The sequence below is a fragment of the Mesorhizobium sp. M8A.F.Ca.ET.202.01.1.1 genome (assembly GCF_004791595.1).
Classification (GTDB): domain Bacteria; phylum Pseudomonadota; class Alphaproteobacteria; order Rhizobiales; family Rhizobiaceae; genus Mesorhizobium.
Genome location: NZ_SRUN01000018.1, coordinates 1 through 22,041, shown reverse-complemented (window position 1 = coordinate 22,041; position 22,041 = coordinate 1). Strand labels below are relative to the sequence as shown.

The window sequence follows — 22,041 nt, the reverse complement described above, 5'->3', positions numbered from 1 at the left end:
TAGGGGCCGATCGGATATCTCGCCATGCGCTACCGCACGCTTGATCCGAAACTGATCATCGAAACCGCCGAGCGGCTTGAAGGCCGCGTCGCCGACCGTTTCCCGGACGCCGGGCTGCGCGGCGTCGCCGCCGAACTGGTGTCGCTGTCGCGCGATCTGGCCAAGGCCGCCAAGGCACTGGAAGCGCCGATCTGGTGGCTGCGCGGCATCATCGTCGCCGCCGTGATCGCGGGCGCGCTGATCTTCCTGTTCGTCGGCACCATCTTGCCGCTCATTCACATCTCCCAGGCCGACGACGCGGTGCAGTCGGTGCAAGGCATCGAAGCCACGATCAACATGATCATCCTCGCCGTACTCGGTTTCCTTGCCCTGATCCGCACAGAGGAGCGCATCAAGCGCAAGCAGGTGTTTCGCCAGCTGCACGGCCTGCGTTCGCTGATCCACGTCATCGACATGCACCAGTTGACCAAGGATCCGGCGGCGCTGTCGGCCAGTTTCAAGCCGACCTCGCATTCGCCGGCCCGCATCACCAATGCCGCCGATCTCGCGCGCTATCTCGATTATTGCTCCGAAATGCTGTCGATCACCGGCAAGATCGCGGCGCTGTTCGCCCAGTCCGTCAATGACGCCGTCGTCATCGACGGCGTCAACGACATCGAGAACCTGGCGTCCAACCTGTCGCGCAAGATCTGGCAGAAGATCACGTTGATCGACGGCCGGCCGGCGGCGCCAGAACCTTCTCCGGCACCAGGCCCGGCGAGCCAAGCCGCTCGGCTTCCGCCGCGCGCACCAAGGCGCTGACCCGCTGGACCGTCGGCGCCTGCGTGCCGGCTTTTTCGGCGAGCCGCAAGACAGCACCCTGCAGGTCGTCGATCTCGGTCGGCCGGCCGCGCCGCAGATCATCCCACATCGACGAACGCGCCTCGGGGTCGATCGCCAGCATGCGCCGCGCCAGGAGCTTGAACAGCCAGTCGGGCAGCCTGAGCACCTTCGGCAGCAGCGCAGGGCGCAGGCCGGCGATGCGCGCCGGCTCGATGCCCGAGGCCTTCATCGCCCGGAGAGCCTCATCGATCTGGCCGGCGAGGATCAGCCGCCAGCGCCTGTCGGCGAGTTCGGTCGCCAGCGGCAGGCCCGACAGCGCCACCAGCGCATTGTTCAGGTTCATCATAAGCTTGCCCCACAGCACGGCCTTCATGTCGCCATGCGCTTCGACGGCGAGGCCTTCGACGTCGAGAAGGCGGGCAAGGCCGGCGTCCCCATCTTCAACCATTACCTTGCCGTCGCTGGCACGGTGGACGCGCAGCGGCAGTTCGCCGTCCGGCGATTGCACGACATTGAACGGCACCATGCCGGCCAGCACCGTTTGCCGGCCAAGCGCCGCGCGCAGCTTGTCGGCATTGTCGACGCCGTTCTGCAGGCTCACCACCACGGCATCGGGACGGGCATGGGCCTTGATTAGGGCCGCCATATCCTGCGTCGCGCCGCTCTTGACTGTAACCAGGATCACATCGGCCACCGGCAAGGCGACAGCGGGATCCACGGTGACGGCGAGTGCTTCCGGCTTGATCAGTCGATCGCGGCCCTTGAGGTCGCTGACGCGCAATCCGCCCTGCCGCAGCGCTGCCTCGATGCGCGGTCGGGCGAGCAGGACAAGCTGCCGCCCGGCGAGTGCCAGGCAGCCGCCGGCATAACAGCCAATGCTGCCGGCGCCGGCAATGACGATCCTCTTTTCCCCGTTTTCCATCTCTTGCTCCGCATCAGTCGACTATACGACATGAAAACCATAATGTCGGCGGTATCGTCGGCCATGGGGCTGGCCCCTACGTCTGGCCGTGACAGGCCTTTCGCTTTCGACTATCGCTTTTGCCATGACGCTGCCGACTGATCCCGCCGCAAACCTCGCCTCTCTCATCCGCTGTGCCTCGGTGACACCAGCCGAAGGCGGCGCGCTGAGCGCGCTGGAGGCGATGCTGGAACCGCTCGGCTTCCTGGTCGACCGGCCAGTGTTCTCGGAGGAGGGCACGCCGGATATCGAGAACCTCTATGCACGGCGCTCCGGCAACGGCCCGCACCTGATGTTCGCGGGCCATACCGACGTGGTGCCTGTCGGCGACGAAGCCGCCTGGACGCACCCGCCTTTCGCCGCCGAGATCGCCAATGGCGAGATGTATGGCCGCGGCGCTGTCGACATGAAGGGCGGCATTGCCTGCTTCATCGCCGCGGTGGCGCGCCATGTCGAGGCAAATGGCGGACCGAAGGGCTCGGTGTCGCTGCTGATCACCGGCGACGAGGAAGGGCCTGCCATCAACGGCACGGTCAAGCTGCTCGAATGGGCCGCATCCAAAGGCGAGAAATGGGACGCCTCGATCGTCGGCGAGCCGACCAATCCGGACACGCTTGGCGATATGATCAAGATCGGCCGGCGCGGCTCGATGTCGGGCAGCATCACCGTCAATGGCCGCCAGGGCCATGCCGCCTATCCGCAGCTTGCCGACAATCCGGTGCGCGGCCTGATGAGCCTGGTGGATGCCTTGCTGCACCCGGTCTTCGACAAGGGCACGAAGGATTTCCAGCCGACCAATCTGGAGGTGACCTCCATCGATGTCGGCAACCCGGCCACCAACGTCATTCCGGCCAAGGCGACCGCCACCTTCAACATCCGCTTCAACGACAGCTGGACGGCCGAGACGGTCCAGGCCGAAATCCACAACCGCCTCGATCAGGCGGCGGGGCGCAAGAAGTATCGGCCAGGCAAGAAGACGCCGGTGGACTATGACCTCGTCTGGCGCGACCGGCCGAGCCATGTCTTCCTGACCCGCGACGACAGGCTGGTCGAGACGCTGAGCGGCTCCGTCGGTGCGGTGGTCGGCAAAAAGCCGGCGCTGTCCACCTCCGGCGGCACATCGGATGCGCGCTTCATCAAGGATTATTGCCCGGTGGTCGAATTCGGCCTGGTCGGCAAGACCATGCACATGGTCGACGAGCGCGTCGCCATTGCCGATCTGGAAACGCTGACGCGAATCTACCAGCGCTTCATCGACGACTGGTTCGGACAGGGCTGACCGGCATGCTTTCGGCGGACGAAACCCAAGCTTCGCTGACCGGCGCCTGGCGGCTGATGCTCGGCAAGGCCGATGGGCTGCGCCTGCTCGACCTGTCGGCCGACGGCTTCTGGAATTCGTTCTTCGCCATCATCATCGCGGCTCCGGCGCTGATCGTCGGCTGGGTCGGCATCGCCAACCAGATCGGCGATCCCGATGCCTTCGCCGGCCGCTTCTCCATGCTGGTGCGGCTGGCGACGGTCGATATCGGCTCCTGGGTGCTGCCGCTGGTAGCGCTCGCCTTGGTGGCGCCGCGCGCCGGCATTGGCGGGCGCTTCGTCCACTATGTCGTCGCCAGCAACTGGGCCTCGGCCATCACCGCCTGGCTGATGCTGCCCTCGGCGCTGATCAGGCTTTTCCTGTCATCGACAAGCCAGGTCTCGAGCCTTGTGTCGCTGCTCCTATTTTCCCTGTCGATGGTGCTGACCTGGCGCATGACCAATGCCACGATCGGCAAGGGCGCGGCCGTCGGCACCGCCGTTTTCGTCGGCATGTTCATCGCTTCGCTGCTGGTGCTGTTCGGGTTGCAGATGCTGCTTGGCATCGCCGTGCCGGACGATATCGGGGCTCAGAGCCTCTCGGGACTCTATCCGGGGTAGAGCCCAGTTCTAGCCAGGGCAGAGTTGGTGTCTATCCGGGGTAATCGACGCCTATCAGGAAAAGCCCATCGGGCGGCGCCACCTGGCCGCAGGCGGCGCGGTCTCGCGCCTCGAGCGCGGCCTTGAGGTCGCCTGATGTCCAGCCGCCGTCGCCGACCCGCTTCAGCGAGCCGACCATGGAGCGCACCTGGTTGTGCAGGAAAGACCGCGCCGAGGCTCTCACCTCGATCACGTCACCCGTTCGGCTGACATCGAGCCGCTCCAACGTCCTGACCGGGCTGTTGGCCTGGCACTGGGTGGAGCGGAAAGTGGTGAAGTCGTGCCGGCCGAGCAGGAGCTTCGCCGCCTCGTGCATGGCGGCGGCATCGAGCCGCTTCGGCACCCACCACACCTTGCCCTGTTCCAGTGCCGAAGGCGCGCGCCGATTGAGGACACGGTAGAGATAGTGCCGGCCGGTGGCCGAGAAACGGGCATCGAAGTCGTCGGAAACGACTGCAGCTTTCAGGATGGCAATGCGCGCGCCCGCCGCCTGCAGGTGCGCATTGATGGCATCGCGCACCTTGTCGTCGGGCCACGCCTTGGCAAGGTCGACATGCGCCACCTGCGCGGTGGCGTGCACGCCGGCATCGGTGCGGCCGGCGGCGCGCAGCCGGACCGCCTCGCCGCAGAATTTCTCGATCGCCTGTTCGATCGCCTGCTGCACCGAAGGCTGATCGGCCTGGTGCTGCCAGCCGGCAAACAGGCTGCCGTCATATTCGATGTCGAGGCGAAAACGCGGCATGCCGGTCGGCTGTACGCTCTCGCCTAGGCGGCGAGAGCGGTGAAGGCGGAGGCGTAGACCAGCCTGCCGGCTTCGGGTGCGTCACCCCAGGCCAGCGCCTGCAGCGCCTCGCCTTGGTATTCGCTGTCGAACTTTTCAGCCCGGGCGTGGCTATAGCCGAAACGGCCGTAATAGGCCGGATCTCCAAGCACAACGGCCAGCGTCTCGCCAGCATCCTTGAGCCGGATATGGGCCTCGCGGATCAGCGCGCCACCGATGCCGGAGCCGTGAAAAGACGGCTCCACCGCCAGCGGGGCAAGCGCCACGGCGGCAAAACTCTTGCCGCCGTTCTGCACGAACAGGCGCGAAAACAGGATGTGGCCAACGGCCTGCCCGTCTTCTTCCGCCACCAGTTCGACGACGGCATCACCGCCGGTCACCAGCGCGTCGACCAGTCCGGCCTCCGCCTGCTGGCCGAAAGCGTGTTCCTCGACGAGGCGGATGGCCTCGCGGTCCCGCGGCGTCGCCGCGCGTATCGACATCATGCTCATGAGAATTTCAGTCCTTTTTCGATCTTGGCTCCGCGCAGGAATTCCGACGCGGCGGCGGGCTTTCCGCCCGCACGTTGAACTTCGACCAGCCTGATCGCGCCTTTTCCGCAGGAGACCGTCAGCCGGTCATCGAGAATTCCTCCCGACTCGCCCAAATCTTCCGAAGGCGACAGGCCTTCGGACAGCGTCGAGCGAAGCAGTTTCAGCCGTTCCATGCGGCCGCCAAATTCAATTTCGGACCAGGCGCCGGGAAAGGGCGACAGGCCACGAATGTGATTGTGGACATCGGCCGCGGGCCGCGTCCAGTCCACGCGCGTCTCGGATTTATCGATTTTCCTGGCGTAAGTCACCCCTTCGGCCGCTTGCGCGGTAAATGTCAGGGCATTCCGTTCCAGCCGTGCCAGCGCTTCCACCATCAGGGCAGCGCCAACGCTCATCAATCGATCATGCAGATCGCCGGCTGTCATATCGGGGTCGATGGCGCATTTTTCAAGCAATGCCACCGGTCCGGTGTCCAGGCCCTCCTCCATGCGCATCACCATCATGCCGCTTTCCAGGTCTCCTGCCATGATGGCCCGCTGGATGGGGGCGGCGCCGCGCCAGCGCGGCAAAAGCGATGCATGGCCGTTGATGCAGCCGAGCCGGGGTGCCTCCAGAACCGCCCTGGGCAGAAGCAAACCATAGGCGACGACCACGGCGGTATCGGCGCCAAGCGCTGTAAAGGCGGCCTGTTCGGTCTCGCCTTTCAACGATGCCGGCGTGCGCACCTCGATACCCAACCGCTCGGCCTCGCGCTGCACCGGCGACGGCGTCAGCTCGAGCCCGCGCCGGCCCGCGGCGCGCGGCGGCTGCGTGTAGACGGCGGCGACATCATGTCCCACTTCGGCAATGGCGCGCAGCGTCGGCACCGAAAACTCCGGCGTACCCATGAAGACGACACGAAGGGGCATTTCCCCTATCCCACCAGTTTGCCTGGCGCCTTGTCCTTGGCGAGCTTCCTGAACTTCTTCACCACCATGTCGCGCTTCAACTTGGAGATATGGTCGATGAACAGCACGCCGTTGAGGTGGTCGATCTCGTGCTGCAGGCAGGTCGCCATCAGGCCCTCGGCCTCCATCTCCTGCAGCGTGCCGTCGCGGTCGAGATATTTGACCCGCACGGAAGCCGGGCGCTCGACCTCGGCATAGTAATCCGGGATCGACAGGCAGCCTTCCTCGTAGACCGACCGCGCGTCGGCGCTTTCGAGAATCTCCGGGTTGATGAAGACGTGCGGCGCCGGCGTTTCGTCTTCCTTGGCAAGGTCGATCACCAGCATGCGCAGCGGTTCGCCGATCTGGATTGCCGCCAGCCCGATGCCGGGCGCGTCATACATGGTCGCCAGCATGTCGTCGGCCAGTTTGCGCAAGGGCGCGTCGACGCGCTCCACCGGCTTGGAAACCTGGCGCAGGATGGGGTCGGGAAGGATGATGAGCGGCTTGATCGGCATGGCGTTTCACCTAAGACCTCCAAGGAAAGGCGTCAACCGGTGCGCCTGAGCCTCGTTCACGTTTTGATCTGTGCCAGCCCGCCGAATCGGCTATGCTGTCCACATGAATGATCTCAGCACCATCTTTTCGGAGCCTGTCGTACGGCTCGGCGCCTCGACAATCACGCTGGGTCACGCGCTGGCCTTCGGCGCCTTGCTGTTTCTCGGCTTGTTCGTGGCGCTCGTCGTTGCGCTGTGGCGGTCGGCCAAGGCGCGCGCGGTCGCCGCCGCGGAGGCCGCCGACCATGCCCGCGACGCCGAGACACGCATGGCTGGTATTTTGCAGTCGCAGGCTGAGATGCAGGGCCGCATGGGGGCCATCGCCGAAGTGTTCGGCGCCCGGCAGGCCGAATTGACGCAATCGATCGGCCAGCGCCTCGACGCCATGACCGGCCGCATCGGCCAGACCATGACCGAGCAGACCAAATCCACGCATGAGAGCCTGGCGAAACTGCAGGAGCGGCTGGCGGTCATCGACACCGCGCAAGGCAACATCCAGTCGCTGGCCGGCCAGGTCGTGCAGCTGCAGGCGATCCTCTCCAACAAGCAGACCCGCGGCGCCTTCGGCCAGTCGCGCATGGAGGCGATCGTCGCCGACGGCCTGCCGCATGGGGCCTATGAATTCCAGGCGACGCTGTCGAACGGCAGCCGGCCGGACTGCCTGGTGAAAATGCCGAACGGCGCGCCGTCACTTGCCATCGACGCCAAATTTCCGCTGGAAGCATGGAATGCCATCCGCGCCGCCGACGGCGCCGACCTGCAGAAGGTCGCGGCCCAGGCCTTTCGCCGCGACATCGAGGTCCATGTTCGCGACATTTCGGAAAAATACCTGCTCCAGGGCGAGACGCAGGACACGGCCTTCATGTTCGTGCCGTCGGAATCGGTGTTCGCCGAAATCCATGAGAATTTCGAGGCGGTCGTGCAGAAGGCGCACCGCGCCCGCGTCATCATCGTCTCGCCTTCGCTGCTGATGCTGTCGATCCAGGTCATCCAGGCGATCCTGAGGGATGCCCGCATGCGCGAGCAGGCGCATCTGATCCAGGGTGAAGTCATCAGGCTGATGGAAGATGTCCAGCGTGTCGACGAGCGGGTGCGCAAATTGCAGGGCCATTTCGGCCAGTCGGCCAAGGATATCGAAGACATCCTCGTCTCGACCTCGAAAGTGACCAAGCGCGGCCAGAAGATCGAGGCGCTGGAGTTCGGAGAAGGCGAGGCCGACGTCCCACACGGCGGCGCCGCCAAGGTGGAAGCCGCACCGCGCGTGGCTGATTCCAAGACGGGGCAGTTGAGGCTGAGGGTCGTCGAAGATGGAGAGTAGTCGCTCGACGCCAGAGATTAGCGAAGCGTCTATCCCATCGTCATTCTAGGGCGGAGCAAGGAGCGGAGCGACGCGCGCAGACCCTAGAATTCATGCCGCGACCGCGGCGCGCCGCAACAGTGCAGAATTCCGTTCCACGGCATCCTTCGGCAAGGTCACGGCATGGATCCTCGGGTCAAGCCCGAGGATGACGAAGCGATGGGAGGCTTCGCTAATCGCAGAGGTCTTGTGGGAGCCTACTAACCCTACTGCTCCTCCACCGTCGTCATGCCCTCGAAGTCCGGAAGCCAGTGCAGCGCCGACCGGTGCCATTTCTGGTGTCTCGGGACCAGGTCCTGACGCTGCCGCGAGGTCCCGACCCTGATCCCATAGACCTTCGGACCGTCGCCGACCGATGTCGCATAAAGGTGCGAGCCGCAGTCGGCACAAAAAGCCTGGGCGCGCTTGGCGCCGCTCGCCACGGTCTTGATATAGATTTTCGGCGCGCCCCTGGTGATCCGGTAGTGATCCTGCGGCGCGGGAACGGTGACGCGAAAGGCCGTACCGGTCAGCTGTTGGCAATCGGTACAGTGGCAGATCGAGGTCTTTTCCGGGTCGACCTCCGCCTCGTAGGTGATGGCACCACAATGACAGCCGCCGTCTATCTTCATCGTCATTCCTCCAAAATCGATCGGCTGATCTTAGCGACGCGGGGATGCGAGGCAACGGCGCGGCGCTGGTCCAGAGGCCAGGGCATGGATCACGAAGAGGGTTTTCGGGATCATGCTCAACTTTCATCGGACGCGGATTCGATCACCTTACGCCGCTTTTCCCAGGTGCCCGTGGTCTGCGGCTTGACGAACAGCCGCGCGATCTCAGGCATTTCCTTCTTCAGCCGCGCCTCGATGCGTTCGACACAGGCCTCGATCTCCGGCGCCGCCAGATGGTCCTCGAATTCGATGCTCAGGGCGGCAACGATCTCTTCCGGTCCCATATGCACCGTCAGCACACCGTTCGCCCGCTGCACCGCCGGATCCTGCTGGACGATTGCCAGCACCTTCCTCTGCACCTCGGGTGAGGCCGGCTCGCCGATGAGCAGGCCCTTGCTTTCACGCGCCAGGAAGATTGCCGTCGCGCCGAGGATGAGCCCGATGCCGATCGAGGCGGCGCCGTCAAGTTCGGGCATCTCGAAAATCTCCGCCGCCAGGATGCCGGCAAAGGCGACGGTCAGGCCGAGCAGGGCGGCACTGTCTTCAAACAGCACCGTATAGACGCTTGGGTCCTTGCTCGATTGCACGGCCCGCAGCCAGCCTTGCCTTCCCTTCTGCTTGCGGAATTCCTTCAGTGCCACCAGCCAGGAGCTGCCTTCGAACAGGAAGGACAGGCCCAGAACGATATAGTTCACCTTGACGTTGGCGACCGGCTCCGGCGCCAAGATGTGGACGACGCCCTCGTAGAACGACACGCCGGCGCCCAGCGCGAAGACCAACAGGGCGACGATGAAGCTCCAGAAATAGAGCTCCCGGCCATGCCCGAGCGGATGCGTACTGTCCGCGGGGCGCGCGGCGCGGTGCATGCCGTAAAGCAGCAGGCCGCCATTGCCGGTGTCGACCAGCGAGTGCACGCCTTCCGACAGCATGGCCGAACTGCCGGTGAAAAAGGCGGCGGCGAACTTGGTCAGCGCTATGGCGAGATTGCCGGCAAGCGCCGCATAGATGACCGTTCTGGAGCCGCCGTGCCCTGCCATCTTCCTCGCCGCCTCCGATACTCGCGAGCTTGTGCCGGGGAGCTTAGCCACCCGCGCTGAAGCTCCATATCCATCCTGAACGCATAACCCGTCGATCCGTTCAGGCCTCGGCGTTGCCCGCCCGAGGCCATTGGGGGCCGGAAAAGCGGTTGATACGGGCACTGGCAGTGGTGGCGGGACGGAAACAGCCCCTTGCCTAGAGACGCTTGTCTTGTTTCACTCCGTTTCCCGCAACTGGAGGAACGAATCATGGCTAAAGGTGCGATGAAGGCAGGCAAGGAAGCCCGCAAACCGAAGAAAGACGCCAAGAAGCCTGTAGCCGCTCCGGCCCTGAAGGCGCCGCCGGTCAAGGCAATGAGGCTCAAGGAAAAGTAAGTCCCGGCAACCCGGCGCGGCGGGATTTCACCGGCGGCATTCGACAATGCCGCCGGCACGTGTTGATCGGGCATTCGGACAGCCCTATATCGACGGCGCGGGGACGACCTCGCACTTTCCGAAAATTCGGCCGGGACGACCCGCCATTGTCGACTGAGCAGCCAAGGCCGGAAGCCTGGATGCTCCGATGGAGCGTTGCGATGTCCTGGACTTTTCTGTTTTTCGCCGGCCTGTTCGAAATCGGCTGGGCAATCGGCCTCAAATACACCGACGGGTTCACCAGGCTGGTTCCAACCGTGCTCACGGTCACGTCGATGATCGTCAGCCTCACCTTGCTCGGCCTGGCGCTGAAGGCGCTGCCTGTCGGCACCGCCTATGCGGTATGGACCGGTATCGGCACCGTCGGCACGGCGCTGCTCGGCATCTGGCTGCTGGGCGAGCCCGCCACGGCCATCAGGCTCGGCTGCATCGCGTTGATCGTCTGCGGCATCATGGGGCTGAAATTCGCGGCCTGAACGGCCTTGTCCGCCGGCGGGCGACATCGACCGAGCCGATATCCCCGGATGTCCAAGCCGACATCCCGGATGCAGGGGCTTCCGGTCGGCGACATGGACAAGCGAAAAAAGGGCCGCGCCTTGGCGCGTCCCTTGTTGGTCATCCGTCGAGGCGAGTGCGCTCTTAGCGACCCGTAAAGCCGGGAGGAGTCCTGCCGGTGCGCTGCTTGCGTGCTGCGTAGCGCGCGTCGCGCTTTGCCTTGCGCTCGGCTTCATCGGCAAGCAAGCGAGCAATGCGCTCGTTCTCTTCAGCCTCCCGAAGCTTTGCTTCCGCCTCCGCTGCCTCTTCGGCGGCAATGCGCGCCGCTTCAGCTGCTGCCTCACGCTCGGCCTTCTCGATCGCCTCGCGCGCCAGCTTTTCCTGCTTCAGCTTGGCCTTTTCGGCCTCGCGGATCTCACGTGCCGCAAGAATTGCCTTGCGTTCGGCCTGTCGTGCCAGCACCGCGGGATCGTCTGCTGCCGGCTTTGACTTGAAGCGCTCCAGAAGCGCCTTCTTTGCCTCGGTCGCGGCATTGCGCCGCTCGAAAATGTCTTTTTCCCTGTAGATAGCCAAGTCCACTTCCTTGAAGTCTATTCGCGAGGCTTACATACGCGTGAAAACCGGGAGTTCAAGCGCCAAAACGGTATGGCAGCCATGAAATTCCGGGATGTTGCACCGGGGAGACGCATTTCCGGCCGAAATCGACATGCACTGTTCACCAGCCACCCTCTGGCGGCGCGACGGACGCGTCGCTACCTCTAGGGCGACAATCAACACACTGGGATGACATTCAAATGGAACTCGGCCTCTACACTTTTGCCGATGTGAGCCCTGTGCCGGGTCCCGGCGCCATCGGCCCGCATGAGCGGCTGCGCAACCTGATCGAGGAGGTCGAACTGGCCGACCAGGTTGGCCTCGACGTCTTTGGCCTCGGCGAACACCATCGGCCCGACTATGCCGCCTCGGCGCCGGTCGTGGCTTTGGCCGCGGCGGCGGAGCGTTCGAAGCGCATCAGACTGACCAGCGCTGTCACCGTGCTCTCTTCCGACGATCCGGTACGCGTCTTCCAGCAATTCGCCACGCTCGACCTTCTGTCAGGCGGCCGCGCCGAGATCATGGCCGGGCGCGGATCGTTCATCGAATCCTTCCCGCTGTTCGGCTACAACCTCGAAGACTATGACGAGCTATTCGCCGAAAAGCTCGACCTTTTGCTTGCCATCCGCGATCAGGTGAAGGTGACCTGGTCGGGCAGTCTGCGCGCGCCGATCAACGATCGCGGCGTCTATCCCAGACCCTTCCAGGACAGGCTGCCGGTCTGGATCGCGATTGGCGGAACGCCGCAATCGGCAGCCCGCGCGGGCGCGCTCGGCCTGCCGCTGGCGCTTGCCATCATCGGCGGCGAACCGGCGCGTTTCGCGCCGCTGTTCGACCTCTACCGTGATGCAGCCAAGCGCGCCGGCAGCGATCCGGCAGGCTTGGCCACCAGCATCAACGTGCATGGCTTCATCGCCGACACGACCGAGCAGGCGGCGGACGATTTCTACGGCCCGCAAGCCGAGGTGATGAACCGCATCGGCCGTGAGCGCGGCTGGGGTCCGACATCGCGCGCGCATTTCGACCAGTCGCGTGGTCCCGATGGTGCGCTGTTCGTCGGCAATCCGGAGCAGGTGGCGGAAAAGATCGTCGCCCAGCACAGGATTTTCGGCAACGACCGCTTCCTGCTGCAAATGGCGATCGGCACCATGCCGCACGCCAAGATCATGAAGGCGATCGAGCTTTATGGCACCAAGGTGGCGCCGATCGTGCGCAAGGAAACGGCGAAATCCGTGCCGGCCGTAGCGGCGCCTGCGGGCTTGGATTTCTCCGGCGCCGACTCGATTGTCTGAAGGGTAAATCTTTGCATCGCATGAAATATGGCGCACTCGCAGCCGAGTCTCCGGTTGCGCAATTGGCGGCACGATCCCTCGACGGCGGCCCGTGCGGCAGTGCCGGCTAACGGAACCTTGAAGCCGTGCCGGCGTTTTCGTCTGCGGATTGCATCAGTTGTGGTGCGCCGCCGAGGGGGCCACGATGAAAGCCGAACCCGCCGCTTTGGGCGCAGGCGTTGCCGAGGCCGAGGAGTCACGTTTGGCAAAGCGCGCCGACAGACGCCTGATGCGCTCGCTGCTCATCGGCATCTTCCTGTTCATGAGCATCTATGCGCTCTATTTCGCGCGCGCCTTCTTCATGCCGGTCATCCTGGCCTTTCTGCTGACGCTGACACTGACGCCGATCGTGCGGCTGCTGCGCAAGCGCGGCATTCCCGAAGTGGTCTCTGCGACGCTTCTGGTGCTTGTGTCCCTCTTCGTCTTCGCGAGCGCCGGCTATGTGCTCAGCGGCCCCGTCATCGATCTCATCAACAACACGTCGTCCATCGGCCAGCAACTGACCGAACGGCTGGCGCAGTTGCGGCGGCCGGTCGAGAGGATCATGGAGATCGCGCACCAGATCGAAGGGCTGACCGAAACATCGCAGGAACCGGGCGTGCAGAAGGTCGCGGTAGCGCAGTCCGGCTTCCTCTCATCGGCGGCGAGCAACATCCTGTCGGCCGGAACAAGCCTGACCATCATCTTCGTTTTGTCGCTGTTCCTGCTCGCCTCGGGCACGATGTTCTACGAGAAGATCATCCAGTCCTTCGCCAGCCTCACCGAAAAGAAGCGGGCGCTGCGCGTCGTCTACGACGTCGAGCGGGAAATCTCGCACTATCTGCTCACCGTCACAATCATCAACACCGGCCTCGGCACGGTCATCGGCCTCGGCCTGTGGGCGCTTGGCATGCCCAATCCGCTGGTCTGGGGCGCCGCGGCCGCTCTGCTCAATTTCCTGCCTTATGTCGGGGCCATGATCACGCTCGTCCTGGTCACGGTCATCGCGCTGATCAGCTTCGACACGATCGCCTACGCGTTGTTGGCGCCTGCCTTCCTGGTGTTGTGCGACATCGTCGAAGGCCAGTTCGTGACGCCGATGGTGGTCGGGCGGCGGCTCGAGATCAACGCCGTGGCGATCTTCATCGCCATCGCATTCTGGTCATGGCTGTGGGGCTTCGTCGGCGCGCTGATGGCTGTGCCGCTGCTGGTCGTCGTCAAGGTGTTCTGCGACCATTTCGAGAGCCTTAGCCATGTCGGCAATTTTCTCGCCGCCCAAGATACGGCGGTCGTGGAGGAGGACGCCGACGAACAGGACGGCACGACCGCCGCATAACAGGCGCACCGTTTGCGGCGGCGGGATCGAATCCCTATATCCGCCCGATCAGTGCCCGGTGCCCTTCCCGATGAACGACGCTCCCTTCGACCTCGACGCCTATTTCGCCCGGATCGGCCATGCCGGTTCCAGTGATGCTTCGCTCGACACGCTGAAGACGCTTCATTTCCTGCATCCGCAGGCGATCCCCTTCGAGAACATGGATCCGTTTCTGGGGCGCCCGGTCCGATTGGACGCCGCATCGCTGCAGGACAAGATGGTCCTCGACGGGCGTGGCGGCTATTGCTTCGAGCACAATCTCATTTTCATGCACGCGCTGAAGGCGCTTGGCTTCGAGGTCGGCGGCCTCGCCGCGCGTGTGCTGTGGGGTCAGAGCGAGGACGCGATCACGGCGCGTAGCCACATGCTTTTGCGCGCCGAGCTCGATGGCCGGACCTATATAGCCGATGTCGGCTTCGGCGGCCTGACGCTGACCGCCCCGCTGCTGCTCGAGCCGGACCTCGAACAAACGACCCCGCACGAAACGTTCCGCATCGTTGAAACCGGCGATCACTTCCGCCTGCAGGCCGCCATCGGCGGCGGCTGGCGCTCGCTGTATCGCTTCGATCTGCAGCCTCAATACGAGGTCGATTATTCCGTCACCAATTATTTCATGTCGACCAACCCGGCATCGCATTTCCTGACCTCGGTTCTGGCGGCGCGCGCCGCGCCCGACCGGCGCTACGCGCTGCGCGGCGATCGCCTGTCGATCCATCACATTGATGGCCGCACCGAACAGAAGCAGATCGCCACAGCCACTGAACTCGCCGACACGCTGGAAGGCCAGCTCGGCATCACCATTCCCGACCGCACGGCCTTCGAGGCTCGGGTGCGCGAGAAGAAGATCGTGGAGACCAGTACATGACCGAACTTTCCGTCCTCGACCTGTCGCCGATCGTCGAAGGCAGCGATGCCTCGCAATCGCTCGCCAATTCGCTCGACCTCGCCCGCCACGCCGAGCGGCTCGGCTACAAGCGCTACTGGCTGGCCGAGCACCACAACATGCCAGGCATTGCCAGTGCGGCCACATCGGTTGTCATCGCCCATGTTGCCGGCGGCACCAAAACCATTCGCGTCGGCGCCGGCGGCATCATGCTGCCCAACCATGCCCCGCTGGTGATCGCCGAGCAGTTCGGCACGCTGGCGGCCTTGTTTCCAGGCCGCATCGACCTTGGCCTCGGCCGCGCTCCCGGCACCGACATGAACACGGCGCGGGCGCTACGCCGCAATCTCGAGGCCGGCGTCGACAATTTCCCGCAGGATGTCGTCGAGCTGATGGGTTATTTCCTGCCGGCCGAGGAAGGCCAGCGCCTGCGCGCCGTGCCTGGCGAAGGCCAGACGGTGCCGATCTGGATTCTCGGGTCGAGCCTCTACGGCGCGCAACTCGCCGCCATGCTCGGCCTGCCCTATGCCTTCGCTTCGCATTTCGCCCCGGCGGAACTCGACCACGCGCTGGACGTCTACCGCTCGCGCTTCCAGCCGTCCGAGCAGCTCGACAAGCCACATGTCATGCTCGGCCTCAATGTCTTTGCAGCGCCCACCGACGCCGAGGCACGTCTGCTGTTCACCTCGCTGCAGCAGGCCTTCGTCAATTTGCGCACCGGCAGGCCCGGAAGATTGCCGCCGCCGGTCGAGAGCTATGACCGGGATCTCGACCCGATGGCCAAGACCATGCTCGGCCAGGCGCTGTCCTGCGCCGTCGTCGGCTCGCCGGAAACGGTCCGCCAAGGCATCGATGCGTTCGTACGCCGCACCGGCGCCGATGAGCTGATGGTCACCGCGCAGATATTCGATCACGCCGCCCGCGTGCGTTCCTTCGAAATCCTGGCCGAGGCACACAAATCGCTGTCGCAAGCGGCCTGACGTCTTGTACTTCGCCGGGTGCTTTTGCCGGTCACAATGCTCTGCTAAGTGCAAGGCATCCATCGGCAGCAAGTGAGCTTTCCCGTGACAAATGATCTCGAAGCACGCATGCGGTTCGCCATCGATCTGGCGCGGCGCGCCGGCGAACTCGGCCTGAGATATTTCCGCGATCTCGACAGCCTGACCATCGAGAGCAAGGGCCATCAGGACCTGGTCTCGCAAGCCGACCGCGAGGTCGAGCTGTTCATCCGCGCGGCGATCGCCGCCGACTATCCGCGGGACGGCATCGTCGGCGAGGAGCATGCCTCGGTCGCCGGCTCTACCGGCCATGTCTGGGTGATCGACCCCATCGACGGCACCGCCAATTTCGTGCGCGGCATTCCGGCTTGGTGCGTGGTGATCGCTTGCGCCCGGGATGGGGAGACGATCGTCGGCGTCATCCACGAGCCATCGACCGGCGAGACCTTCCACGGAAGGCTGGGCGGCGGCGCCTTCGTCAACGGCAGACCGATGAAGGCGAGTACGGCGACCGGCCTGGAAGAGGGCTCGGTGGGCACCGGCTTCTCAAACCGGGCCGAGGCCGAAAACATCGCCGTGCTGATCAAGAAGATCCTCGCCGAAGGCGGCGTCTTCTTCCGCAACGCGTCAGGCGCCCTGATGCTCGCCTATGTCGCCTCGGGCCGGCTGCTCGGCTATGTCGAAGAACACATGAACGCCTGGGACTGCGTGGCCGGCATGCTGTTGATCGAGGAGGCTGGCGGCACCGTTCTGAAGGCGGACCCGAAGACGGTGCTGCAGAGCGGCACGCAGGTCATCACGGGCGGCAAGGGCGTGTTTTCGAAGCTGCAGGCGCTGTGTTCCGGTGTCTTTACGCCCTGATCAGGCTCCAAATCTCGGGAAGCAGGATGGCGTCCGAAAACCGCTTCACATTTTTCGGCATCATGCTTTAGGCACTGACGCTCTGAACCGCCCCCAGCGGCCGGCATGAATTGCGGATCATCAGGCGGCCCTTGAGCACGAGCTTGCGCGGCGGCGCGTCCCGGTTGCCGGCGAGGCGGTCGAGCAGCAGATTGGCCGCTTGCTCGCCGATGGCCTGCACCGGCTGCGCCACCGTGGTCAGCTGCGGCTGGAACACGTCGGACCAAGGAAAATCGTCGAAGCAAGCGACCGAAATGTCCTCCGGACAGGCCAAGCCGATGTCGCGGATCGCCTTCATGGTTCCGATCACCATCGGGTTGTTGGCCGAGAAGATCGCGCTTGGCCGGTCATGCAGCGACAGCAGCTGCATGGTTGCGTTGTAGCCGTCGATCTCGTGGAAATTGCCGGAGCGAACCAGTTCCTCGGCCACCGGCAAGCCGGCGGCCTGGAGCGCCTCGCAATATCCGGTCATGCGGTCATGCATGGGTGAAATATCCGAGGTGCCGGTGATGTACCCGATGCGGCGGTGGCCGAGGTCGATCAGATAGCTGATGGCGTCGAACACCGCGCGCTGGTTGTCGAGAACCACGGCGTCGGTGTCGACCCCCTCGCACAGGCGATCCATCAGCACCACCGGCACGTTGGCATCGGCGACGATCCGCTCGAGGATCGCGCCGTCACCGACGCGCGCCACGATCAGCCCGTCGACCATGCGGTCGAGCAGCAGCCTGATCTGGTCGTCCTGGGTGTTCAAATCCTCGTCCGTACAGCACAGCATGACGGCATAGCCGGCGCGATCGAAGGCCTGCTGGATGACCGAGACGACGGCGGTGAAGAACGGGTTGGTGATGTGGGGAACGGTCAAGCCGATGGTGCGCGTCGTACCCATCTTCAGGCTGCGGGCGATGGCGTTGCGCTTGTAGCCGATATCGCGGATCGCCTGCTCGATGCGAGCGCTGAGCTCCGGACTCACGGTTGCGGTGCCGTTGATCAGCGCCGACACGGTGGCGACCGAGACACGCGCCGCTTCGGCCACGTGCAACATGGTGGGCGCGGTGGATTTGCGTTGTTTTTTTGGCCCTGACGCTGTCATTTTCGAAACGTTTCGTCACCCCTTGCCAGCAATACCTACGGAATCCCGCCATTTTAGGCAAGAATTGAAATGCATCAAAGTTTCGTCACCCTATATCGGCTTGACAGGATCGAAACGTTTAGATTAGCGTTCGAGAAGCTGACGAAGACGGAAGGGAGGCCGCCATTGTCATGGAACAGAGCAATTCCCTTTCCTCGGCGCGCAATGCGACATCGGATCGCTCGGACACCGTTCTGAGCGCCGAGCATATTTCGAAGAGCTTTGGCGGCATCGCCGCGCTCGTCGATGTCGGCTTCGAATTGCGGCGCGGCGAAGTGCATGCCTTGATGGGTGAGAACGGCGCCGGCAAGTCGACGCTGATGAAGATCCTCTCCGGCGTCTATACCGGCTACGAAGGCACGGTCAGCATCGACGGAAGGCCGGTCAGCTTCGCCGGCGTGCGCGACGCCGAGGACGCGGGCATCGCCATCATCCACCAGGAGCTCAACCTGGTGCCGGAACTGAGCGTCGCCGACAACATCTTTCTCGGGCGCGAGAAGCTGATCGCGGGTCTGATCGTCGACCGCAAGGCGAGCAGCCGCGCGGCAAGCGCCCTCCTGCAGCGGCTCGGCATCGAACTCGATCCGGACGCACGCGTCGGCGCGCTGCGTGTCGGCGAACAGCAGCTGGTCGAGATCGCCAAGGCGCTGTCGATGTCGGCGCGTATGCTGATCATGGACGAGCCGACCTCGGCACTGTCGCCGGCCGAATGCCAACGGCTGTTTCGCATCATCGGCCAGCTTGCCGACAGCGGTGTCGCCATCGTCTACATCTCGCACCGCATCGACGAGGTCATGCATCTGGCCGGCCGCGTCACCGTGTTCCGCGACGGGCGCCATGTGCTGACGCGGCCGATGGCCGAGCTTGACGAAAATGCCATCATTTCGGCGATGGTCGGACGGGACCTGCTAGCATCCTCCCAGGACGAGCGGGATCCCGGCGGCAGGACCGTACTTTCGGTCAGCGATCTGTCGCTGTCGAAGCCAGACCGCCAGGGCTGGCGGCAGGTGATCGGCGGCATCAGCTTCGATCTGGCCGCCGGAGAAATCCTCGGCATTGGCGGGTTGCTGGGCTCCGGCCGCACCGAGATCATGGAAGCGATCTTCGGCTCGAGCGATGGCCGTGCCGGCGGCGAGATCCGGCTCGACGGCCAGCCGGTGGACATCCGCTCACCGCGCGATGCGCGGCGGCTGGGCATCGCTCTGGTCACCGAGGACCGCAAGACGCAAGGCCTGCATCTGCAGGCCTCGATATCGGACAATGTGGCGCTGCCGCTGGTCGGCGCGCTGGCCCGCTTCGGCATCCGTTCGCTAGCCGGCGAACAGGGCTTGGCGCGGCAAGCGGTCAAGGCGCTCGGCATCCGCTGCCGGGATATCGACCAGCCCGCCGGCACGCTGTCGGGCGGCAACCAGCAGAAGGTCGTCATCGGCAAGTGGCTGGCGACCAGGCCGAGGGTGCTGTTGCTCGACGAGCCGACGCGCGGCATCGATGTCGGCGCCAAGCGCGAGATCTACGACCTCATCTTCCGGCTGGCGGGCGATGGCCTGGCCATCGCCGTCATCAGTTCCGAGCTGCCGGAATTGCTGCATCTTTCCGACCGCATCCTGGTGATGGCCGACGGCCGCCAGACAGGCATCCTTTCCCGCGAAGCGGCGAGCGAGGAGGCCATCATGCGCCTCGCGGCACCGCGCCGGACCCTATCGAGACCCGCCGCATGACCGCACTGAAACTCCTGTCCCGCACCAAGCTCTACTGGGGCCTGATCGCCATCTTCCTGATCGGCGTGCTGGGCTCGCCAGTGAGTTCCAAGGGCAACAACATCTTTCTGTCCTACGGCAATCTCCTTGACGTGCTGCGCCAGGTGTCGACCACCGGGCTGATCGCCACCGGCATGACGGCGGTGATCATCACCGGCGGCATCGACCTTTCCGTCGGCTCGCTGATGGCCATCTGCTCGGTGGTGTGCGCCATGCTGCTGACGGTTCCGGGCGTGACGCCGGGCGTCGTGCTGGGCGTGCCGACGGTTGCCCTGGTTGCGCTGTGTCTCGGCTTCGTGGTCACGCGCTTCATCTTCCTCAACGTGGAAAAGTCCCGCGCCGGCGTTGATGCCGTGGCCCGCGACGTGAGGCTGGACACCGTTCGTGGGCTGGTCACGCCGGCAATCGTCGGCATCGTCCTGTGCTGCCTTTCGCTCTGGTACCTGCTGCCGCAGATCGAGCCCAAATTCGGCGTTCTCGGCGTGCTTCTGGTGGCGCCTTGCGTTGGTCTGCTGTTCGGCGCCATCAACGGTTTCATCATCGTCGGCGGACGGCTGCAGCCTTTCATCGTCACGCTGGCGATGATGGTGACGGCGCTCGGAATCGCCCGGCTCACCGCCGGCCAGAACAATGCCGTGTTGCCGGTCTATACCGGCTCCAACGCCACCGCCGATTTCGAGCTGCTGCGCTCGCTGGTATTCGGCGTCATCCCGATGCCCGGCCTGTTCTTCCTCGGCGCCATCGTCATCTACGGCGCGGTGCTGCGCTTCACGCCGTTCGGCCGCTATGTCTATGCCATCGGCGGCAATGAGGAGGCGGCAAGGCTTTCCGGCATCGCCGCCGGCCGCGTCAAGATCGCCACTTATGCCATATCAGGACTGCTCGCCGGCATCGCCGCCGTGCTCTACGTAGCGCAGTACCGGCAAGGCAAGCCGGATGCCGGCGCCGGGCTGGAGCTCGACGCCATCGCCGCCGTGGTCATCGGCGGCACCAGCCTGATGGGCGGGCGCGGCAGCCTGACAGGCACCTTCTGCGGCGTGCTGATCTTCGGGCTGCTGTCCAACATCTTGCAGCTCCACAACATCAATTCGAACCTTCAGCTGGTGCTGAAGGGGATGATCATCATCGGCACCGTGCTCGTGCAGGAGCGCAATGCCGGCGATCTCATGGCCTATCTGCGCCTGCCCGGAGCGGCGCACAAGGAAACGGCCGCCGCGAAACGGCCGTCGCAAGAGACACCGTCTCTCAATCTCGGAGGAAACAAGAAATGAAACGACGTGACATGCTGAAGCTTGCCGCATTCGGTGCGGCCCTGCTGACCACCACGGCAATGCTCTCCACCGGACATGCCTTCGCCCAGGACAAGAAGTGGAAGATCGGCTTCTCGCAGGTGACCACCATCGAGCCCTGGCGCGCCCAGTTCAACAAGGACATCATTGCCGAGGCCGCCAAGCATCCCGATGTCGAGCTGATCATCACCGACGGCGAGGACAAGACCGAGAAGCAGGTCGCCGACGTCGAGAACCTGATCCGCCAGGAAGTCGACGCGCTCCTGGTGTCGCCGAAGGAATCGGCCGGCCTGACCGGCGTCGTGCAGCAGGCGATCGACGCCAAGATTCCGGTCTTCGTGCTCGACCGCAACGTCGACACCAAGGACTTCACCCAGTTCGTCGGCGGCGACAACAAGCTGATCGGCCGCGCGGCCGGCGAATATGCCGTCGAACTGCTCGGCGGCAAAGGCAAGGCGGCAGGCAATGTCGTCGAGATCTGGGGCGGCATGGGTACCCAGCCGGCGCATGACCGCCATGACGGTTTCCATGAATTCACCGACAAGGAACCGGGCATCAAATATCTGCTCGACCAGCAGTCGGGCGACTGGAAACAGGATCAGGCCTACAATTTGATGGCCAACGCGCTGAAGACCAACGAGAAGATCGATCTCGTCTACGGCCATAACGACCCGATGGCCTACGGCGCCTATCTCGCGGCCAAGGATGTTGGCCGCGAGAAGGACATCAAGTTCATCGGCATCGACGGCCTGCCCAACGAAGGCGTGCAGATGGTGAACAAGGGCGAGCTGACGGCGACCTTCACCTATGTCACCCCAGGTGCGGAAGGCCTGCGCCAGGCGATCAAGTTCCTGAACGGCGAGAAGGTCGAGAAGACCATCACCTTGCCGACGCAGAAGATCACCAAGGAAAACGCCGCCCAGGTGCTGAAAGACAACGGCCTGTGAGATAGTGGAGCTTGAGGGGCCTCGGTTGGCGCAGCCCCTCATCCGCCTGCCGGCACCTTCTCCCCGTATAGTGACGGGGAGAAGGGAGCTGTGGTGAAGCCGGCGCCCTTCTGCAACGCCGGCGACTAGAGCGTTTCATGTTTTGACGGAAGCGTATCCGGCGTTTTCGAAGTAGTTCTTGCATTCGGCTGCCTCGATGGTTTCGACGAGGTGGCCGATGTGGCGCCAAGTTTCCTCGATGGTGCGTTTCTGAGCCTGGCGCATCCAGTGTTTGATCTTGGCGAAGGCCTGCTCAATCGGATTGAGGTCCGGAGAGTAGGGCGGCAGGTACCAAAGCCTGGCGCCGGCAGCCTTGATCATCTGCCTG

General features: G+C 64.4%; 24 protein-coding genes. 14 read left to right on the top strand and 10 right to left on the bottom strand.

From position 1 onward, the window contains the following. The first annotated feature begins 24 nt into the window (after positions 1–24). Positions 25–801, top strand: coding sequence for a hypothetical protein (locus EN845_RS29845; RefSeq protein WP_127873293.1), 777 nt, complete (start codon positions 25–27; stop codon positions 799–801). On the opposite strand, the gene EN845_RS29840 is transcribed toward EN845_RS29845, so the two are convergent. Then, positions 701–1,744 carry a 2-dehydropantoate 2-reductase gene (locus EN845_RS29840; protein ID WP_127873292.1) on the bottom strand — a complete coding sequence of 348 codons (1,044 nt, stop codon included), beginning with the start codon at positions 1,742–1,744 and terminating at the stop codon, positions 701–703. The two genes, EN845_RS29845 and EN845_RS29840, sit on opposite strands and share 101 nt — an antisense overlap. A 124-nt stretch (positions 1,745–1,868) precedes the next feature. On the opposite strand from EN845_RS29840, the gene dapE reads away from it, so the two are divergent. After that, on the top strand, positions 1,869–3,062 hold the full coding sequence (gene dapE, locus EN845_RS29835; protein ID WP_127873291.1) for a succinyl-diaminopimelate desuccinylase: 1,194 nt from the start codon (positions 1,869–1,871) through the stop codon (positions 3,060–3,062). Positions 3,063–3,067: 5 nt separating this feature from the next. Then, the gene (locus EN845_RS29830) at positions 3,068–3,700 is read left to right on the top strand and encodes a transporter (protein WP_127280839.1); all 633 of its coding nucleotides are present in this window, start codon (positions 3,068–3,070) and stop codon (positions 3,698–3,700) included. Between the two features lie 31 nt (positions 3,701–3,731). On the opposite strand, the gene truA is transcribed toward EN845_RS29830, so the two are convergent. Genes truA through def form a run of 4 tightly spaced genes read right to left on the bottom strand, consistent with a single transcriptional unit; the run spans position 3,732 to position 6,497 of the window. Next, positions 3,732–4,481: a tRNA pseudouridine(38-40) synthase TruA gene (truA, locus tag EN845_RS29825; protein WP_127873290.1), complete on the bottom strand. Its 750-nt coding sequence runs from the start codon at positions 4,479–4,481 to the stop codon at positions 3,732–3,734. Between the two features lie 23 nt (positions 4,482–4,504). After that, positions 4,505–5,011 carry an N-acetyltransferase gene (locus EN845_RS29820; RefSeq protein WP_127280837.1) on the bottom strand — a complete coding sequence of 169 codons (507 nt, stop codon included), beginning with the start codon at positions 5,009–5,011 and terminating at the stop codon, positions 4,505–4,507. Continuing rightward, positions 5,008–5,961: a methionyl-tRNA formyltransferase gene (fmt, locus tag EN845_RS29815; RefSeq protein ID WP_127873289.1), complete on the bottom strand. Its 954-nt coding sequence runs from the start codon at positions 5,959–5,961 to the stop codon at positions 5,008–5,010. The genes EN845_RS29820 and fmt overlap by 4 nt, the downstream gene beginning before the upstream one ends. A gap of 5 nt (positions 5,962–5,966) precedes the next feature. Next, the gene (gene def, locus EN845_RS29810) at positions 5,967–6,497 is read right to left on the bottom strand and encodes a peptide deformylase (protein WP_127278277.1); all 531 of its coding nucleotides are present in this window, start codon (positions 6,495–6,497) and stop codon (positions 5,967–5,969) included. A 103-nt stretch (positions 6,498–6,600) separates the two neighbouring features. Here def and EN845_RS29805 point away from each other — a divergent pair, with 103 nt between their 5' ends. Further along, positions 6,601–7,854: a DNA recombination protein RmuC gene (locus EN845_RS29805; RefSeq protein ID WP_127873288.1), complete on the top strand. Its 1,254-nt coding sequence runs from the start codon at positions 6,601–6,603 to the stop codon at positions 7,852–7,854. A gap of 245 nt (positions 7,855–8,099) precedes the next feature. Here EN845_RS29805 and EN845_RS29800 read toward each other — a convergent pair whose 3' ends face one another. After that, positions 8,100–8,504: a GFA family protein gene (locus EN845_RS29800; protein WP_127278275.1), complete on the bottom strand. Its 405-nt coding sequence runs from the start codon at positions 8,502–8,504 to the stop codon at positions 8,100–8,102. A 116-nt stretch (positions 8,505–8,620) separates the two neighbouring features. Next, complete coding sequence (locus EN845_RS29795) at positions 8,621–9,580, bottom strand: cation diffusion facilitator family transporter (RefSeq protein ID WP_127873287.1); 960 nt, start codon at positions 9,578–9,580, stop codon at positions 8,621–8,623. 249 nt (positions 9,581–9,829) lie between these two features. On the opposite strand from EN845_RS29795, the gene EN845_RS36675 reads away from it, so the two are divergent. Then, positions 9,830–9,955, top strand: a complete 126-nt coding sequence (locus tag EN845_RS36675) for a hypothetical protein (protein WP_127278273.1) — start codon at positions 9,830–9,832, stop codon at positions 9,953–9,955. A 200-nt stretch (positions 9,956–10,155) separates the two neighbouring features. Then, complete coding sequence (sugE, locus tag EN845_RS29785) at positions 10,156–10,470, top strand: quaternary ammonium compound efflux SMR transporter SugE (RefSeq protein WP_127873286.1); 315 nt, start codon at positions 10,156–10,158, stop codon at positions 10,468–10,470. A 163-nt stretch (positions 10,471–10,633) separates the two neighbouring features. Here the strand turns inward: sugE and EN845_RS29780 are convergent, their stop codons facing one another. Then, complete coding sequence (locus EN845_RS29780; protein WP_127873285.1) at positions 10,634–11,062, bottom strand: DUF6481 family protein; 429 nt, start codon at positions 11,060–11,062, stop codon at positions 10,634–10,636. A 221-nt stretch (positions 11,063–11,283) separates the two neighbouring features. On the opposite strand from EN845_RS29780, the gene EN845_RS29775 reads away from it, so the two are divergent. The 5 genes from EN845_RS29775 to EN845_RS29755 all read left to right on the top strand — a co-directional run bounded on the left by EN845_RS29775 (position 11,284) and on the right by EN845_RS29755 (position 16,510). Next, complete coding sequence (locus EN845_RS29775; protein ID WP_127278270.1) at positions 11,284–12,375, top strand: LLM class flavin-dependent oxidoreductase; 1,092 nt, start codon at positions 11,284–11,286, stop codon at positions 12,373–12,375. A 184-nt stretch (positions 12,376–12,559) separates the two neighbouring features. Beyond that, positions 12,560–13,729, top strand: a complete 1,170-nt coding sequence (locus tag EN845_RS29770; protein WP_127873284.1) for an AI-2E family transporter — start codon at positions 12,560–12,562, stop codon at positions 13,727–13,729. 70 nt (positions 13,730–13,799) lie between these two features. Next, entirely contained in the window at positions 13,800–14,633 is an 834-nt protein-coding gene (locus tag EN845_RS29765; RefSeq protein ID WP_127873283.1) for an arylamine N-acetyltransferase, read from the top strand. After that, complete coding sequence (locus EN845_RS29760; protein WP_127873282.1) at positions 14,630–15,631, top strand: LLM class flavin-dependent oxidoreductase; 1,002 nt, start codon at positions 14,630–14,632, stop codon at positions 15,629–15,631. Before EN845_RS29765 ends, EN845_RS29760 begins: the two co-directional genes overlap by 4 nt. An 84-nt stretch (positions 15,632–15,715) precedes the next feature. Then, positions 15,716–16,510, top strand: a complete 795-nt coding sequence (locus EN845_RS29755; RefSeq protein WP_127873281.1) for an inositol monophosphatase family protein — start codon at positions 15,716–15,718, stop codon at positions 16,508–16,510. A 67-nt stretch (positions 16,511–16,577) separates the two neighbouring features. Here EN845_RS29755 and EN845_RS29750 read toward each other — a convergent pair whose 3' ends face one another. Continuing rightward, on the bottom strand, positions 16,578–17,594 hold the full coding sequence (locus EN845_RS29750) for a LacI family DNA-binding transcriptional regulator (protein ID WP_127873280.1): 1,017 nt from the start codon (positions 17,592–17,594) through the stop codon (positions 16,578–16,580). Between the two features lie 218 nt (positions 17,595–17,812). Between EN845_RS29750 and EN845_RS29745 the strand changes: the two genes are divergently transcribed. From EN845_RS29745 to EN845_RS29735, 3 genes are read left to right on the top strand one after another with little or no spacing between them, the layout of a single operon-like run. Beyond that, entirely contained in the window at positions 17,813–19,399 is a 1,587-nt protein-coding gene (locus EN845_RS29745; protein WP_127873279.1) for a sugar ABC transporter ATP-binding protein, read from the top strand. Then, entirely contained in the window at positions 19,396–20,709 is a 1,314-nt protein-coding gene (locus tag EN845_RS29740; protein WP_127873278.1) for an ABC transporter permease, read from the top strand. Before EN845_RS29745 ends, EN845_RS29740 begins: the two co-directional genes overlap by 4 nt. Next, complete coding sequence (locus EN845_RS29735; RefSeq protein WP_127873277.1) at positions 20,706–21,674, top strand: substrate-binding domain-containing protein; 969 nt, start codon at positions 20,706–20,708, stop codon at positions 21,672–21,674. Before EN845_RS29740 ends, EN845_RS29735 begins: the two co-directional genes overlap by 4 nt. 135 nt (positions 21,675–21,809) lie before the next feature. Here the strand turns inward: EN845_RS29735 and EN845_RS29730 are convergent. After that, a partial coding sequence (locus tag EN845_RS29730; RefSeq protein ID WP_189587429.1) for a transposase occupies positions 21,810–22,041 on the bottom strand: 232 nt, incomplete at its 5' end.